The following is a 15,123-nucleotide window of genomic DNA, read 5'->3' as shown; positions in this document are numbered from 1 at the left end:
CTGGCAGGATAAGCCGGTAACTACAGGGATATGTAATAAAAATGACCACAATTGAAAATACGGTATTGATGGAGCATCCATGGCGTCAGCGGGTTTTGGCGTTATTACCAGAAGCAAATATCGTTGCTCGGATCCCTGATGATTTTCCTGAATGGGAGTTTATTGATACTGAGATAGCTAAGCTTGGATCATTGTCGCATGAGCAGGTAGATATTGCAGCGCTGCAAAATGGATGTTTGCGCTTGCTGGAGTCGGAATGTAAAGACATGCGGATCATGGTTCATTTACTACGGACGTTGCAGCATGGTGGTGAACCATCAAACATTGCCCTCGCTTCTACCTTGCTCGTTGATTATGTCAGTCATTTGGGGTCGCAAGCATGGCCTCAAGATAGCAAATTACGCCATCGCCTATTACTACAGGTTATTAAGCGCTTTGCGAGCAGTGCTGGGCATTTCTGTCAGCAGGCTGATGCCCATTCTCGTGAGCTGGTACGTAATGGCTTACTTCAACTGCAAAAGCTATTTGAGTCGACAGACCCTGCATTAGCAAATGAGGTCGATCATCTCATACCTCAGTTTGGACAGGTTGTGGCAGAGAAGGCCGATATGCCAGCACCGCAAAGCCAAAGTAACAGCAGCGCTGCGTCTTATACAGTCCAAAATGCTGCTACCTCACTGATGCCTAAAGTCGAAATTCAGCACGATTCAGATCGAGTTTGGAAACAAACATTGTTGAAAGTCGCCGAACTGCTTTGTGAAAACCAGCCTGATGATCCCGTCGGTTATAGCCTACGCCGACATGCAATCTGGTACACCTTAAAGACCGCCCCGCTGTGTAAGGATGGGCGGATTACTCAGCTTGCCGCTGTTTCTCACGACCGTGTTGCTGATTATCGAACTGCGCTAGTGAATGCTGGATTGCCTCTTTGGCAGCAGATAGAAACGAGTATCACGCTGGCTCCATATTGGTTTGATGGGCATTTTCTTTCGGCGCAGATTGCTCGCCAACTAGGGTATAGCGTCGTTGCTGAATCAATAAGGCAGTCGGTACAACGGTTGCTCGAAAAAATACCTGCGCTGAACGCCATGACATTTAGTGATGGAACGCCGTTTATTGGTGATGACACGCGTCAGTGGCTTGAGGAAAAACAGAAAAATACTGAGATTTCAGCGGGCTCTTATGAAAATGTTTGGGCGCAATATCGTGAAAATGGCTTAAGTGCGGCCTTAAAACAATTAGAAAATCAACAATCGCGTGAACAGGAACCTCGTGAGCAGTTTTATAACCAACTGACAATTGCACAACTGCTTATGGAAGCAGGGATGACGACATTATCCAACCAACATTTTGAGAATTTATGGCGTAATAGCCATGGTGTGACCCTTGCGGAGTGGGAGCCTTCATTGCTGTCACAGCTAGAAGAACACGTTGCTGAGCGCACTGTTGTTACCGCTGAGGAGTCAGTATCATGAATGTTCTTTCAATTATCTCGTCTATTTCCTCATTTGCCTCTAACGTGCTAACACCGGTGCGTTATTTACGTAATTTATTGCGTTTTCGGATTCCTTTTTCGTTACCACGCCCTACGTTTTCATTAACGATTCTCTGGGTATTATGGATTATTGGTCTATTTAGTATCTGGTGGTGGGGGCCTCGGTGGCATATCGGCGATATATCCCCGCTTAGCACGCCAAGCCGCCAAGTCGTTGCGACATTAAGTATGTTGTTGCTCGCGCTGGTGGTTATTCTTGTTTATCTCTATTCGCAAATTTCCAAAACGGTCTCTATTCATCAGCAGGATGAATCCGAACCCTATAAAAACAGCATGGAACAACAATCTGGATATTTGCAAACATGGTTAGCGCAATACCAGCAGCGAAGTCATCGTAGAAATGCAATGTATGCACGTCCTTGGTATATCGTGATGGGGGAAAGTTTAAGTGGGAAAACGAGCCTGATTCAAAAGTCTAATCAAATTATTCCCATTGGCACCGCTGATACACCCACTATTGCGAATAAAGAAGGCTCCGGCGTAAAAACATTACAACTTTGGCTAACACAGCAGGCCGTAATAATAGATCCTCCGGGTGAGTTTTTTGGCCAGAATAGTTCCGATGAAAAAAATAATGAAATTACTCGAGGGCATGCATTACGTTTGAACTTGCAAGACTGGTTAATGAAAGTGCGCCAGCGCCAGCCTCTCAATGGGGCGATTTTGACCATTAATATCCAAGAGATTATGGAGATGACGGCAGAAGCGCGACGTGAATGGTCCCAGAAATGGCAGGCTTATATTCTGGAAATGAGCGATCGTTTTGCTTGCCGTATACCGGTCTATTTAGTTTTCACTAAGTTAGATGTTATGACCGGTTTTGAGACAATTTATCCTGTTCTTGAGCGTTCACGACTTGATGAGACATTGGGGATCACGTTTGCATTAGACACGGTTGATGATGATTCGTGGCGCAAGGAACTGACTCAATTTTGGGGAGAGTGGCAGGAAAACTTTAATAATCTGATGCCGGATCAAATGGTGCATCGTACGTCGCTCGACCTTCGTTCTGCACTATTCAATTTTGTGGGGCAAATTGCGGGCGTGAAACTGGTTGTTGAAGAGCTAATTACAGGATTAAAACGACATTATAATCGTGACCCTGGCCGGCAAATGCTTATACGTGGCTGTTATTTTACCTCTAGCTTGCAGCAAAACAGACGCAGCGATTTTTTCAGTGACGCGGTATGCCGTCATTATAAGCTCCATGTTAGCCATAAAAACGTGTGGGCAAACCAAGATAATCAGCGCAGCTATTTCATACCTCAACTCTTTAATCAGGTTCTTTTTTCTGAGCCTAATTTAGCGGGGGAGAATCATGAGCATGTTAAAATTCGGCGTCATAACCTGACGCTTATTGCCGTGATTTCAGGTGGCTTTGCTCTGCTGCTACTGAGTGGCTGGTATTATTATTATTTGAAAAACTATCATGCTGGAGAAGTTGCGCTCAATAAGGTAAGTGAATTTCAGAAGCTAGGTGAACCGGTGAGCAAACTGCCACTGGGCGCCGATTGGTTACCTCATATGGATCTTATTCGTGATGCGACGATGTCTTACGGTGACTATCGTGAGAAAAATCAGTTCATGTCAGATATGGGGTTATATCAAGGGGCTAAAATTGGCCAATTAGTAGAGAAAACTTATTTACGATTGCTTGAATCGCGCTTCTTGCCCGTGCTGATGAAAGACCTCCAACAGCATCTTGATAGCGCTCCGGCAAATAGCGAAGAGAAGCTCGCTCTGCTGCGTATTATGCGCATGATTGATGATAAGAGTGGCCGTAATATCCCGCTAGTGGAAGATTATATGCGTGCGCGTTGGCAAACTGCATATACCGGTCAGCGTGATGTACAAGAGCGCCTGATGACGCATCTTGATTATGCATTGCAGCATACGGATTGGGCTCAGGATCGCAGCCAATCAAATGCAGAAGCTATCAAAATGTATGAGCCATTTGCTTCTTCAATTCGTTCTGCTCAGATTGAATTAAGCAAATTACCTCTGTACCAACGTGTTTACCAAAACCTCATTATTAAGGCGAAAACTCAGCTCCCTCAGGATATGGATTTACGCACGGAAATTGGCGCTCAGTTTGATACTGTTTTCGTTGCTGACAACGAAGATCTTCTTAAAGTACCTCAGTTCTGGTCTCGTTATGGTCTTAGCCGTTTCTTTGTAAAACAAACTGATAAGCTGGTTTCTATTACGGCGCTTGATTCGTGGGTCTTGGGCTTAACCGACAACGTCGATTATAGCGATGCCGATAAGGCCGAGATAGAACGTCAAATCACAGAGCGTTATGTCGGTGATTACACTAGCACCTGGCGTAATGCGGTCAATAATCTGAGTATTAGGCCTTTTGATGATGTTGAGCAGGCTTCAGATGCGTTAGATGCGGTACTCAACAACGGTCAACCGCTCTGGCGCACGCTTGTTTTGCTTGGTGATAATACTCAGCCTCATTTAGTGGCTGCGCTATCGAGCGAAGTCAAAACACCGTCAGTGGTGGTAGCCAAAGGGCAAAAAGACAACTCTGTTGCGAGTAAAGTTCTGAATTCAGCCCAAAAAGAATCGCTTAATCAGCTCGACAATCAGCCAGAGTACCTGCTACTCAATCGTATTAGCCGTTCGTTCTCCGAGCAAAATGCATTGGTCGAAAATGGGGATGATCAAAACGGTCAAGTCCAGCAGGCTTACAAAGCGCTCAATGAAATGAGCAATGAGCTGCATCGAATCAGTAATGCCCCAGAACCGGGTAAAGCAGCGTTGCTTCTGGTGCAGATGAGGTTGCAGCAGAATAATGCTGATGCCTTCTTTACCGCTCAACAACTCTCTAAGAATTTGTCTGATCCACTTGGGCGCTGGGTCGAGCAACTGGCAGAAAACAGTTGGAATACCGTAACCGCGTTGGCTTTAAAATCGCTCGAGGCCGAATGGTCTAAAACTGTTGTCACGCCATTCACAACGCAAATGGCCGACCGTTATCCGTTCGATCCTAAAGCAACTAAAGAAGTTGCATTGAGCGATATGGAGCGTTTCTTTGCGCCAAATGGGACTTTAGATAGTTTCTATAAAAACAACCTTAAAGTATTTATTGAAGACAGCGGTTCTTTGGATCGCGACGGTAATAGCCTTATTCGCCCTGAAATATTAACGGCGTTAGAACAGGGTGAAAAAATTCGCTCAACCTTCTTCTCTGCACAAAATGGTTTTGGTATCCAGTTTGCCGTTGCTCCGGTTGATTTGAGTTCAAACAAACGTCGTGCGGTGCTAAATCTGGACGGACAACTGCTGGACTACACCCAAGGAAATAGCCATACGGCGCATTTGGTTTGGCCAAATACTATGCGTGCGGGAAATGAAAGTAAGTTAACGCTGGTGCCTGACATCAGTGGAGGATCTCCGCGCAGCATGGGTTATGTTGGGCCATGGGCGATGTTCCGTTTGTGGGATAAAGGTGAACTGACCAACGTGCAGGATAGCAGTTTTGATGTCCGTTTCTCTGTAGATAGCGGCACGATGACCTACCGCGTATTTATGGATGCATCAAACAATCCGTTTGCTGGTGGCTTATTCAGTCAGTTTACCCTGACTGACCAACTTTACTGATGAGGAGAATATCAGTGTCGTTGGTGATGTATCGGCGGCACTGATGCTACGTATATGGCTAATATCGATTATCAACAAGTAGCAACAGGGAAAGATCCACGCGATTTTGATGAATTTGAGCGCATCCGAGGTGAGATTAATAAAATGACCCACCCTTTGCATCCTCCGGTTGATTGGAGTTTAGTGCAACGGCTTGGGGTTGCTCTATTTACTAAGAACGGCGTTGATTTACAAAGCGTGGTTTATTACTCGATGGCTCGAACGCGTTTAAATGGATGGAATGGGTTTGCCGAAGGGTGTGAGCTGATGGCGGTTCTTATTGTGTCTCAGTGGGATACTTTCTGGCCAAGCACGAGCGCGATGAGAGCACGTAATGAGATGCTTGATTGGTTTGCTGCCCGAGTGGGCGCACTGGTGCGGCAGCTCGTTCGTTCACCGGAAACGATGCAAGATGTATTTCGAGCCGAATATGCGCTTAAACGCGTGAGCGATAAATTACAACAACACAAAGAGATCAACGTTATGTTGATCAATAGTTTGCTCTATTTTTTGCAAGAGTGTGTTAAAGAAAGTAAAGCGGCAGCGAGTACGTATTCCAATGAACCCCCCGTTGTATTGCCGCTGGTTTACCTGCCTCAGCAAGAAGCCTCAACCAGCTCCTCTTTTTCCTCCTCGATACCGACCGCGGCAGATACCCAACAAGTCTTCACTTCGATTCATGCTCTGAAAACCAAAAAGCGTTTCCCCTGGATCCCGGTGCTATCCGGCGCGGTGGCGGGGTGTGTGCTAACGCTTGGGAGCGTATTGGCGTATCACATGTGGGAGCCGGAAGCGCCGGTAGCGCATTTTTTAGCGGCCGCACAGCCAGAGCCTGAGCTTATGCCAATTAATCAGGCTATGACATATAACGCTGAATTGCAGCAGCAAGAACAAAAGATTCTTCGTGTTTACCAGCAAAAATTAATGGATATCGCTCAAGCCTCTCCGGTGAGTGACTTACAGCGTGGACAAGAGATAAGTCAATTGCTACAAAAAGTTTATCCACAAAACAGCGTTTCTACTCAATGGCGACAGCAGTTAGATAACTTATCGGCAGTAGCCAAAGATACGGGTTATCTCTCGACACAGCAGGCCGTACAAGCCTTGCTTAATGAGCTCTTAGAATCAGAGAAGCTACACCGCGGTTATATGACGATCTCTAGCCTTAAAACAGGGCTATATAATATTCAAAGTCAATTAAGCGCCTCTCCACCGATTGCCTATTTACTCACGCAAATAGAACAGCAAAATCAGCAAGGCATTAAACCTTCTCCTGCCCAGTTGCATCAAATTGATGACCAACTGAAGGGACTACAGGCGCGTTATTTATTATTACAAGCGGTAAAAGAAAGAGAACTCCAAGAATAGAGTTTTAAATAATGTCACATAGCATATTTATTAACGAGGACGAGTTAATGAAAAAGAATACATGGATAAAAATAGGTGCACTGAGTTTGGCTATTTTAGCCAGCGCTAGCCAAGCGGAGAGCGGTACAACGCCATCCGTGCAAGAACAAATGAATGGATTGGCCGATTTAATCGGTAGTGCCGCTTTTCTGCGCGATCACTGTGGCGTGACAGATATACCCGCTAATAAATCCCTGAGCATGATTGCTATTGTTACCGCCATGGATATGGGATGGGATAGCCGCGAATACTACCCGAACGGTGAATCTACGGGGATGTATAATGCCAAGCTCGATCAGATGGGACAAAAGGTTGAGCAGAGTATAACCGTTGACGGCGTTGATGTTTCCGGCACCTGCCAATCGCTGGCAGCTAACCAGCATATCGCTGCATTCGTCGCCTTGGCTAAAGCCAGAGGCTAGGAGGTGATATGTCTGATAACACGGGATTACAGTTCACCTTCACCACTCAATCATTGCCTGAGCACACATTTAACGTAGTCAGCTTTGCCCTTAACGAAGGGCTTTCTCAGGTTTATTCATTATCGGTTGAGCTGTCGAGCATATTGTAGGAAATCAGTTTTGGTCGAATGCTAGATAATACCGCTGAGCTACAAATTTGGTTCAACGGCGTGCTTCAGCGGCGGATAAATGGGGTGATTAGTCGCTTTTCCCACAGCGATACGGGCAATGAGCGCACGCGATATAGCGTCACATTACGGCCTGCGATATGGATGCTGTCGTTAGAGCATTCGTCGCGTATTTTTCAGCAGCAAACGCCACAACAGATTATTACTACACTATTGCGCAAGGCTAATGTCATCCAGTTTAGTTTCCAGCTTCGTTATGAACATCCAATGCGTGAATATTGCGTACAGTACCGTGAGTCAACGCTGGCATTTATTGAACGATTAGCCGCTGAAGAAGGTATTTCTTGGTATTTTCGTTTTGAAAATAATAAACAGGAAATTGTATTTGTTGATGATTGTGCCTTTTTACCGATGGGAGAAATGCTTCCCTATAATCCACATCAGCGGGGATTGAATGAGGGCGCAAGTATTCAGCGTTTTAGCTATGAAGAAAACGTGCGTGCAGCGCAGGTATTGCTTAAGGATTACACCTTCAAAAATCCGGCTTGGGAAATGCTCTATCAAGAACATAGTCGGGGCGATCATCAGCGGAGTGAAGCGCTGCATTATGATTTTCCTGGGCGATATAAAACGGATTTCAATGGTCAGGCTTACACTGGATATCGTCTAGATGCGCTGCGTCAAGACGCGATGCAAGCGCAGGGGCGTTCAGACAGTCCTGCTCTGATGGCGGGTCAGTGCATTGCCATGACGTCTCACCCGCATGAGTCATTCAATCAAAAATGGCAAATTGTTTCACTTCAAACTGAAGGGCGACAACCACAATCACAAAAAGAAGAAGCCGGCGTCTTGGGGACTTTTCTGGAAAGCCACTTGGTCATGATTCCCGATGGTCAAACGTGGCGGCCTTTACCCAATGCGCGTCCGCGTGTTGACGGACCGCAGATGGCGGTGGTGGTTGGGCCTGAAAATGAAGAAATCTACTGCGATGAAGTCGGGCGAGTCAAAGTTCAGTTTCCTTGGGATCTTGAAGGCAAGGGCAACGAAACCAGCTCTTGCTGGATCCGTGTCGCCCAAGGTTGGGCCGGAAGTCGTTATGGTGCCATGGCGGTGCCACGTATTGGGCACGAGGTTATTGTTGATTTTCTTGAAGGTGACCCCGACCAGCCGATTATTACTGGTCGCACTTACCACGTGGTTAATGTTCCACCACACGCCCTGCCGATACATAAAACACGCACCGTGCTGCGCACCGCTACCCATAAAGGAGCGGGTTATAACGAGCTCTCATTTGAAGACGAGCAGGGGCAACAGCTTGTTTATCTACACGCGCAAAAAGATCAGCAGACTGAGGTTAAAAACAACCAATACCTCGTAGTAGAGCAAGATCGCTCTAAAACGATCAAACACGATCAGGTTGAGGAAATTGGTAACGATAAAACCAGCGACGTTACTCACGACCATATCGAACGCATCCATCACGATCAGATGATAAATGTGATGAATAATCAACAAATACAAATAGATAATCAGTATTTGTTTCATGTTCTTAATCAGCGTAAAGATAAGATGGGTGCTGATTTTTCCGAGGAGGTTGCGGGCGATCATCACCACACGGTAGCGGGAACCTATGAATTACTGGCCAATAAAAAGGTGCTGATCAACACCAATGATTTGGTGTTGCAGGGGGCAAAAAGCGTTGTACTGCAAGGCCCCGGCGGCAAGATTGTCATCGATAGCTCAGGTATTTCGCTATCGTCGAATTTGGTCAATATCAAGGCCGTTATGCATATTACCAGTGGAGGGAGCAGTTCAATGTCGGCCCTAAGCGCCACGGCGATGAACGGCGATCCGCTTTCAGAAATTTGTCCAATTTGTTTACAGTCATTGTGATAGGGAGAAAACAATGGGCGTACCCGTTGCACTACTTGGTCATCAACATGTTTGTCCGATTCCTTTTCATGTCGGCGGGCCAATCATACAAGGCGATCCTGCACTCACGGTTAATGGCATACCGGTTGCGCTGGTTGGTCACAAATGTGTCTGTGTTGTCGGCGGCCCTGATGTTATCGCTACTGGCAGTCCGTTACTAACGGTAAATGGGATTGCAGTAGCCGTTATGGGCTCATCAACAAAGCACGGCGGTGTGATCGTACAAGGCGATCCGGGTTTAATCATCGGCTAGGGACAGCGTGATGGAAAAGAAACACTGGTATTTGAATGCGCAGGATCAAGAAAACCTTCAGAGAGGACGCGAGAGAACGCTGATATGGAATGCGTTGCGTACGGTGATGGCCATACAGGATATTCCTCCCATATTGCTCGGAGAGGAGGGGGAAAGGTGGCTAGAGAGCATTATTACTTTGGCTCAACGCTACAAGGTAATGGATGATTACCGGCTCCCAATTTGGATTGAAATATCACACCGAGGTGGTGAGTTATTTTGGCAACTTGATGATGTGCGAGAGGTGCTACATACAGGGGAGATGGATAGCGTACGGCTAAACACGTTGCTACAAATGGCAAAGCTAGAACAGCTTAATACGGCTAAACAGACACCAACGGTATTAGATGTGACTCGCAGCGCTATCTATCGCTGGTGTGAGGCTGGATTGCCGCTGTGGGCCATCATTGACGGCGCATTAGATGCGGCTCCGCAAGGTTTTGCTAGCGGTTTGGATGTGGCCCATTATTCGTTGTTCAATGCGGCAGACCGCTCCTTGGAAAGCCATGGCCCGTGGCTGATAGCTGCATGGACTAAACCACGCATGGTGCAATACCTGCTATCACGCCCAAACTATGCAATTAATACCTTATGGCTGGTCGCAGACGGTGATGCCAACGACCTTGTTACCCATCTGCAAGGCCTGCTCTATGTCAAACAACACGATGACCAGAATAGTCGGTTTCGTTTTCACGATCCGCGCGTATTCTCTCATTGGCTTAATACGCTCGCCCCTCTCCGATTAACGGATTTCTTTGGCCCAATACAGCGCTGGATAAGCCCAGATCCTAATCCCTTGTGGTCACATCAACGACTCCATCGTTACAGTTTGATTGACGAGGCACTGGAGCATCAAACCTTAATGATGTATCCGCAGGACAAGGAGGTAACGGTATGAGCGATCATGAATGTCGCGGCGAATGCCAGTGTAAGAAAGTGGTTATTCCGGTGATTTTTGTGCCGGATATTTTAGGCACGCGTTTATCTAATGCCAGAGATCATAAGACGGTGTGGGATCCGATGGCGGGAATGGGCAGTTATCACACGCCGCTAGGGACCGCCGCGATTGATTTAAGCGGGATGATCACCAAACAAACAGCGATGGCTAATGCCTCCCCTTTGGTCAAAAAGCTGCTGGCGCTGCAGGAAAAATTGACCAAGTTACACGGTGCGTTGATGGCGCTGTATCAGATGAGCCAGAAAATTGCCAAGGCACTCGGCCTTAATAGCCTCAGTAAGCGGCTTGAGGGCGCTAGCACCGATGCGGTGGGAGACACCAAAGAAACCACCACCAAGCTTAAAGCTCAGCTCGCAGAGATAAAAACCAAAATTGCCCATATCGAAAAAGAGATCACTCATGTGTTCGAGGCGATGGGGAAAACTGAAGATATATTACGTATTGGGCGTAACGTGTGGGGAGCCATTTCGGTATTGGAATGGATGTTTCGCGATGCGAGCAAGCGGCGCGAAATGTTGGTTGGAGACAGCAGAAAAGTCATTGGCCGCGATGATAGCCTGCTTGAAATCAGCCAAGATGCAACTAAAGGCAGCGCAGATACCCTCTATTTCAGCACCATGACCTCGGTGCGCGTGCAGGATATTGACCAGCGATTTAAGCAGGGATGGGGAGAAGTGTGCTGGCATCAATACGGTGAATTTTTGATGACGCTGCAGCGGCATTTGGATGCGCGTTTTAATATCAAAGACGTTAGCGTTGCGGGGCAGAATTTGCCGGGTGATATCCCCCAGCCAGTGATGCCAACGGGAAAAGCGCTTAAAGACTTGTTGGCTGCCATTGAAGCTCTTTTTGATTTCGGCGATAAACCGGCATCCAAGCCTGCCGCGGCGGCCACTCCTAAAACGGTCACCTCCGTGTCAACGCCAACGCCAGCCCCTTCGGCAGAGCCTACGAGCAACTCAAGCAAACAATCGGCCCTGCCTTGGGGAGCGGATGCCAACTTTGCCAAGGTGATGGGAGGCTACGCGTTTCCTTTACACGTGGTGGGGTTTAACTGGATGCAAGGCTGTGCCGACGGTGCTCAGCGACTGACGACCCGTATTGCACAGATTATGGCGATGTACAAAACCTCAGATGACGGCGGCGACGGTACGTGGATGACCAAAAAGCCGGTTGAAAAGGTGCTGATTATTTCGCACGGGGCGGGTGGGCAAGTGGTGCGAGCGATGCTGGCGGATTTATCACCGGAGACGTCGGGTGGGAGTAGTTCCGGCGAAAATTCGTCTCCGAAGGATTCAAACTCGAAGGGGAATTTTGATAATGCTGATAGCCAAAATCACCCGGCGGCAGCAGCCAGTGATAAAAGCACACCGCGTGGCAGTACTGCTGTTATCAAAAAGGCTATTCCCCCTTTCAATAAGGAAAGCCTGCTTAAAGCAGTGCATGTTGGCCTGCCGATAAATGGTATGCCAGATATCTATTGTTGGTTCCGGGCAGGGATGCAAACGCCGGTATCGGTGGATTGGAGTAAGCCCGCTCAGGCTGCGAAAGACAAGACCTTAGCCTATATCAGTAATCAAGTGCTCGGTGCTAACGCGGCAGAAATTACCATGGTACTGAGCTATAGCCAAAGCGCGCTAGAAGTGTTGCCCAATAATAGCTATGAGAAGGGATGGATTTGCTATCAACCGCCGTCCATTTCGTTGGTGGAGGGCGAAAAAGCGCCAGCTCCCGTGGCGATGTCTGTGGAAGAGGATATTTATTCGGAGTATCAGAACAATAAACATTGGTATCAAACTATTAATGGGGAGTTACTCTGTCGCGATCCAGCTTCTATAAAACATAATTTTTCATCTGTGGCTGATTATTTTAAAAGAGCTTCATCATTTTATTCTATGTTGGGCGCTGGTGGTTTAGATAAAACTCAGCAACTGAGTGGTAAAAACAGCAAACCAATGTCGCGAGATAAAGCGGTTTGGCAGGCACAGAGCGTGACTCCACCGGGAACGCCGGATAGCTGGCAAAAGTTTGGTCAACGAGTGGCTAACGCCAGCTTTCTGCTCAACGGCATTGACTCCGTGTTAGGTACGCAACTGTTTAGCTCATTGGCAGATAGCGGGCAGGGTACGATGTATCTTACCGGAGCAACGGCGAGTTTAAGCGTGTTGCCAACCGAGTTTGTATTGCAAAAAGGCAGCAGCATCGGCGACGGCGAGCTGCCGCTGTCGGCGGCGAAAGGGGCTACGGAAGTCGAATGCAGTGAATATCACGACAGTCTGTATCAAGACGAGAAAATCCGCGCAGCGGTATATAAGGAGCTGCAAACCGCCAGTTGGGCCTATAACGCTGAAATTAGCGCGCCTAAAAAATAAAAGGAATTAGCTATGCGGCATTTATCGTGGTTATTACTTGGCACTTTGGTGTTATCAACAACCGGCTGTGGGCCACACTCTCTTCGTAAGGATACTGCTATGAGTACTCAACTTCCTACACAGAAGCACTGCTTTGGACGTTATGAAATTGAGTTGCCTAACTTTATGTATATGAATAGTGGAAGTTATTCATTTGAAAATTTTAATATTGAAATTGTAAGGGCTGTAAGAGCTGATTATCCCACTATTGAAAAAGACTGGGTTAATTATATTAATGGAAAAATTGCAACGGACGCAGTATCTCGACCTGGAAGTCGATTGGTTCATCAGAATATGAAAATTAATCCAAGAGTAATATTAGAATATTTTGATACATCAAAAGATATCTCCACTATGCTAAATGGGTTTTATATGTTTAGTCCATTTTATTTGAAAGCCTTTCCTGAACGAAATGAGTGGATGCTAGCGACAGGGGCATCCATTGAAATTCCACGCCCACAGCCTTCAGATAAACTCGATACTGAAGTCAAACGCCGGATGGATGCACAAATGCGTGATGTGGCGAAAATTGCTTACCATGCCTACCCGCACTATGAGCAAGGCTATTGTCTTGACAACGAGTATCAATATTATCCGGGGCGTCTTGAGAAGTAGGATAGTTATGGTATCACATGGCGTGGAACAACAGGACATGCCGATACAGCGAGCCGTATAACTATTGATGTTCAAAGTCTTAATAAAGATGAACAATCAGTGTTAGAAGACCGCACTTCTAAAGGCAAATTACTCAGAACCTTCTTCCCTAGCACCACGGTTGTTGTCGGTGGGATTAAAGGGGAACTCTATACCAGCCATGACAAACTTAACCCAACCGCTCGAGAGTTTCAGTGGCTGCCTAGCGGCACCGAACTGGGCAATCGCCTCAAGCCGCTGATTATGATCGACGGCAGAATTGATACTCGCGATCTTCCTGCTGAATACCGCGACAAAATCAGCGGCGAGGAGCTGATCCTATGGATACTGGAAAGCATCAAAATGCGGGTGGGTGGTGATGAAGATATACTGTCTCATCGATAAATAGTCTGCTTTTAGATAACGCCATTGTTTATATACATGGCGTTAGCGACTCAAACGTATATTTTTCTTTAATAGCTATATGACTAATGAATTTGTCGGATTGTAATATAAAATTGTATCGAACAGTCTTCTTATAGAGTCCATGCAAACCGCCAGTTGGGCCTATAACGCTGAAATTAGCGCGCCTAAAAAATAAAAGGAATTAGCTATGCGGCATTTATCGTGGTTATTACTTGGCACTTTGGTGTTATCAACAACCGGCTGTGGGCCACACTCTCTTCGTAAGGATACTGCTATGAGCACTCAACTTCCCACGCAAAAACACTGTTTTGGTCGTTATGAAATTAAATTGCCAAATTTTATGCATATGGATAGCGGTGTTTATTCATTTGAAAACTTTGATATAGAAATTGTTACTGCAGTAAAAACTACTCGTCCAACTATTGAAAAAGACTGGGCGAATTATGTTAATGGGAAAATATCTAAGGATAGTGAGTTCAATGTAGGTAGCAGGATTGTGCAAAAAAATATGGAGAGCAATCCTAGACTAATATTGGAGTATTCAAATACAGAAAAAAATCCCGATATTGAGATGAGCTCTTTATATCGCTTTCACCCGTATTATTTAAAATCACTTCCTGAACGAAAAGAGTGGTTCCTTGCAACAGGGAGAACAATAGAAATACCTCGCCCGCAGTCAGCCGAGAAACTTGACCGGGAGTTAAAAAGCAGAACTGATTCTCAAATAAGGGATGTGCAAAAAATAGCCTATCATTCATATCCCCACTATGAGCAAGGCTACTGTCTTAACAATGAGTATCAATATTATCCGGGACGCCTTGAGAAACAGGACAGCTATGAAATTACGTGGCGCGGTATTACAGGCGGAAAATATACCTCGAGCTATATCACCATCGATATTCAAAGTCTTAATAAAGATGAACAATCAGTGCTAGAAGAGCGCACTTCCAAAGGTAAATTACTCAGAACCTTCTTCCCAAGCAGCACGGTTGTTGTTGGGGGGATTAAAGGGGAACTCTATACCAGCCACGATAAACTCAATCCGACAGGGCGTGAGTTTCAGTGGCTGCCAAGCGGCACCGAGTTGGGCAACCGCTTAAAACCGCTGATTATGATTGACGGCGAAATTGATACGCGCGATCTACCTGCTGAATACCGCGACAAAATTAGCGGCGAGGAGCTGATCCTATGTATACTGGAAAGCATCAAAATGCGGGTGGGTGGTGATGAAGATATACTGTCTCATCGGTAATGATTAGCTAAGTGAAAAAC

At 46.4% G+C, this 15,123-nt stretch carries 12 protein-coding genes; all 12 read left to right on the top strand.

Translation table 11 applies throughout. The annotated features are described in order from the left end of the window. Positions 1–41 precede the first annotated feature (41 nt). The 12 genes from tssA to RSC70_RS03965 all read left to right on the top strand — a co-directional run bounded on the left by tssA (position 42) and on the right by RSC70_RS03965 (position 15,103). Positions 42–1,475, top strand: a complete 1,434-nt coding sequence (gene tssA / locus RSC70_RS04020) for a type VI secretion system protein TssA (protein WP_332541766.1) — start codon at positions 42–44, stop codon at positions 1,473–1,475. Then, entirely contained in the window at positions 1,472–5,164 is a 3,693-nt protein-coding gene (gene tssM / locus RSC70_RS04015) for a type VI secretion system membrane subunit TssM (RefSeq protein ID WP_332541765.1), read from the top strand. Before tssA ends, tssM begins: the two co-directional genes overlap by 4 nt. A gap of 54 nt (positions 5,165–5,218) precedes the next feature. Beyond that, entirely contained in the window at positions 5,219–6,571 is a 1,353-nt protein-coding gene (locus RSC70_RS04010) for a VasL domain-containing protein (RefSeq protein WP_332541764.1), read from the top strand. Positions 6,572–6,618: 47 nt separating this feature from the next. Continuing rightward, entirely contained in the window at positions 6,619–7,032 is a 414-nt protein-coding gene (locus RSC70_RS04005) for a molecular chaperone (protein ID WP_332541763.1), read from the top strand. 8 nt (positions 7,033–7,040) lie between these two features. Then, positions 7,041–7,181: a hypothetical protein gene (locus tag RSC70_RS04000; RefSeq protein ID WP_332541762.1), complete on the top strand. Its 141-nt coding sequence runs from the start codon at positions 7,041–7,043 to the stop codon at positions 7,179–7,181. 3 nt (positions 7,182–7,184) lie between these two features. After that, complete coding sequence (locus tag RSC70_RS03995) at positions 7,185–9,092, top strand: type VI secretion system Vgr family protein (protein ID WP_332541787.1); 1,908 nt, start codon at positions 7,185–7,187, stop codon at positions 9,090–9,092. A gap of 13 nt (positions 9,093–9,105) precedes the next feature. After that, positions 9,106–9,384 (top strand): PAAR domain-containing protein, encoded by a 279-nt coding sequence (locus RSC70_RS03990; RefSeq protein ID WP_282813879.1) that lies wholly within the window; start codon positions 9,106–9,108, stop codon positions 9,382–9,384. Between the two features lie 10 nt (positions 9,385–9,394). Continuing rightward, a complete protein-coding gene (locus RSC70_RS03985) occupies positions 9,395–10,321 on the top strand; it encodes a DUF4123 domain-containing protein (RefSeq protein WP_332541760.1) in 927 nt (308 codons plus the stop codon). Then, positions 10,318–12,753, top strand: a complete 2,436-nt coding sequence (locus RSC70_RS03980; RefSeq protein ID WP_332541759.1) for a hypothetical protein — start codon at positions 10,318–10,320, stop codon at positions 12,751–12,753. The genes RSC70_RS03985 and RSC70_RS03980 overlap by 4 nt, the downstream gene beginning before the upstream one ends. A gap of 99 nt (positions 12,754–12,852) precedes the next feature. Then, entirely contained in the window at positions 12,853–13,407 is a 555-nt protein-coding gene (locus RSC70_RS03975) for a hypothetical protein (protein WP_332541757.1), read from the top strand. 99 nt (positions 13,408–13,506) lie between these two features. Beyond that, entirely contained in the window at positions 13,507–13,830 is a 324-nt protein-coding gene (locus RSC70_RS03970; protein ID WP_332541756.1) for a hypothetical protein, read from the top strand. A gap of 295 nt (positions 13,831–14,125) precedes the next feature. After that, positions 14,126–15,103, top strand: a complete 978-nt coding sequence (locus tag RSC70_RS03965; RefSeq protein ID WP_332541755.1) for a hypothetical protein — start codon at positions 14,126–14,128, stop codon at positions 15,101–15,103. The last annotated feature ends 20 nt before the right edge of the window (positions 15,104–15,123 follow it).

It is taken from the genome of Hafnia sp. (assembly GCF_036648275.1).
GTDB lineage: Bacteria > Pseudomonadota > Gammaproteobacteria > Enterobacterales > Enterobacteriaceae > Hafnia > Hafnia alvei.
Note: the sequence above shows the minus strand (reverse complement) of the source record. Positions and strands in the feature narration are given on the sequence as shown.

What these genes read in the sequence shown, in the direction of transcription:
- tssA (WP_332541766.1), top strand. Translation starts at nt 42, where the DNA reads ATGACCACAATTGAAAATACGGTATTGATGGAGCATCCATGGCGTCAG.
- tssM (WP_332541765.1), top strand. Translation starts at nt 1,472, where the DNA reads ATGAATGTTCTTTCAATTATCTCGTCTATTTCCTCATTTGCCTCTAAC.
- RSC70_RS04010 (WP_332541764.1), top strand. Translation starts at nt 5,219, where the DNA reads ATGGCTAATATCGATTATCAACAAGTAGCAACAGGGAAAGATCCACGC.
- RSC70_RS04005 (WP_332541763.1), top strand. Translation starts at nt 6,619, where the DNA reads ATGAAAAAGAATACATGGATAAAAATAGGTGCACTGAGTTTGGCTATT.
- RSC70_RS04000 (WP_332541762.1), top strand. Translation starts at nt 7,041, where the DNA reads ATGTCTGATAACACGGGATTACAGTTCACCTTCACCACTCAATCATTG.
- RSC70_RS03990 (WP_282813879.1), top strand. Translation starts at nt 9,106, where the DNA reads ATGGGCGTACCCGTTGCACTACTTGGTCATCAACATGTTTGTCCGATT.
- RSC70_RS03985 (WP_332541760.1), top strand. Translation starts at nt 9,395, where the DNA reads ATGGAAAAGAAACACTGGTATTTGAATGCGCAGGATCAAGAAAACCTT.
- RSC70_RS03980 (WP_332541759.1), top strand. Translation starts at nt 10,318, where the DNA reads ATGAGCGATCATGAATGTCGCGGCGAATGCCAGTGTAAGAAAGTGGTT.
- RSC70_RS03975 (WP_332541757.1), top strand. Translation starts at nt 12,853, where the DNA reads ATGAGTACTCAACTTCCTACACAGAAGCACTGCTTTGGACGTTATGAA.
- RSC70_RS03965 (WP_332541755.1), top strand. Translation starts at nt 14,126, where the DNA reads ATGAGCACTCAACTTCCCACGCAAAAACACTGTTTTGGTCGTTATGAA.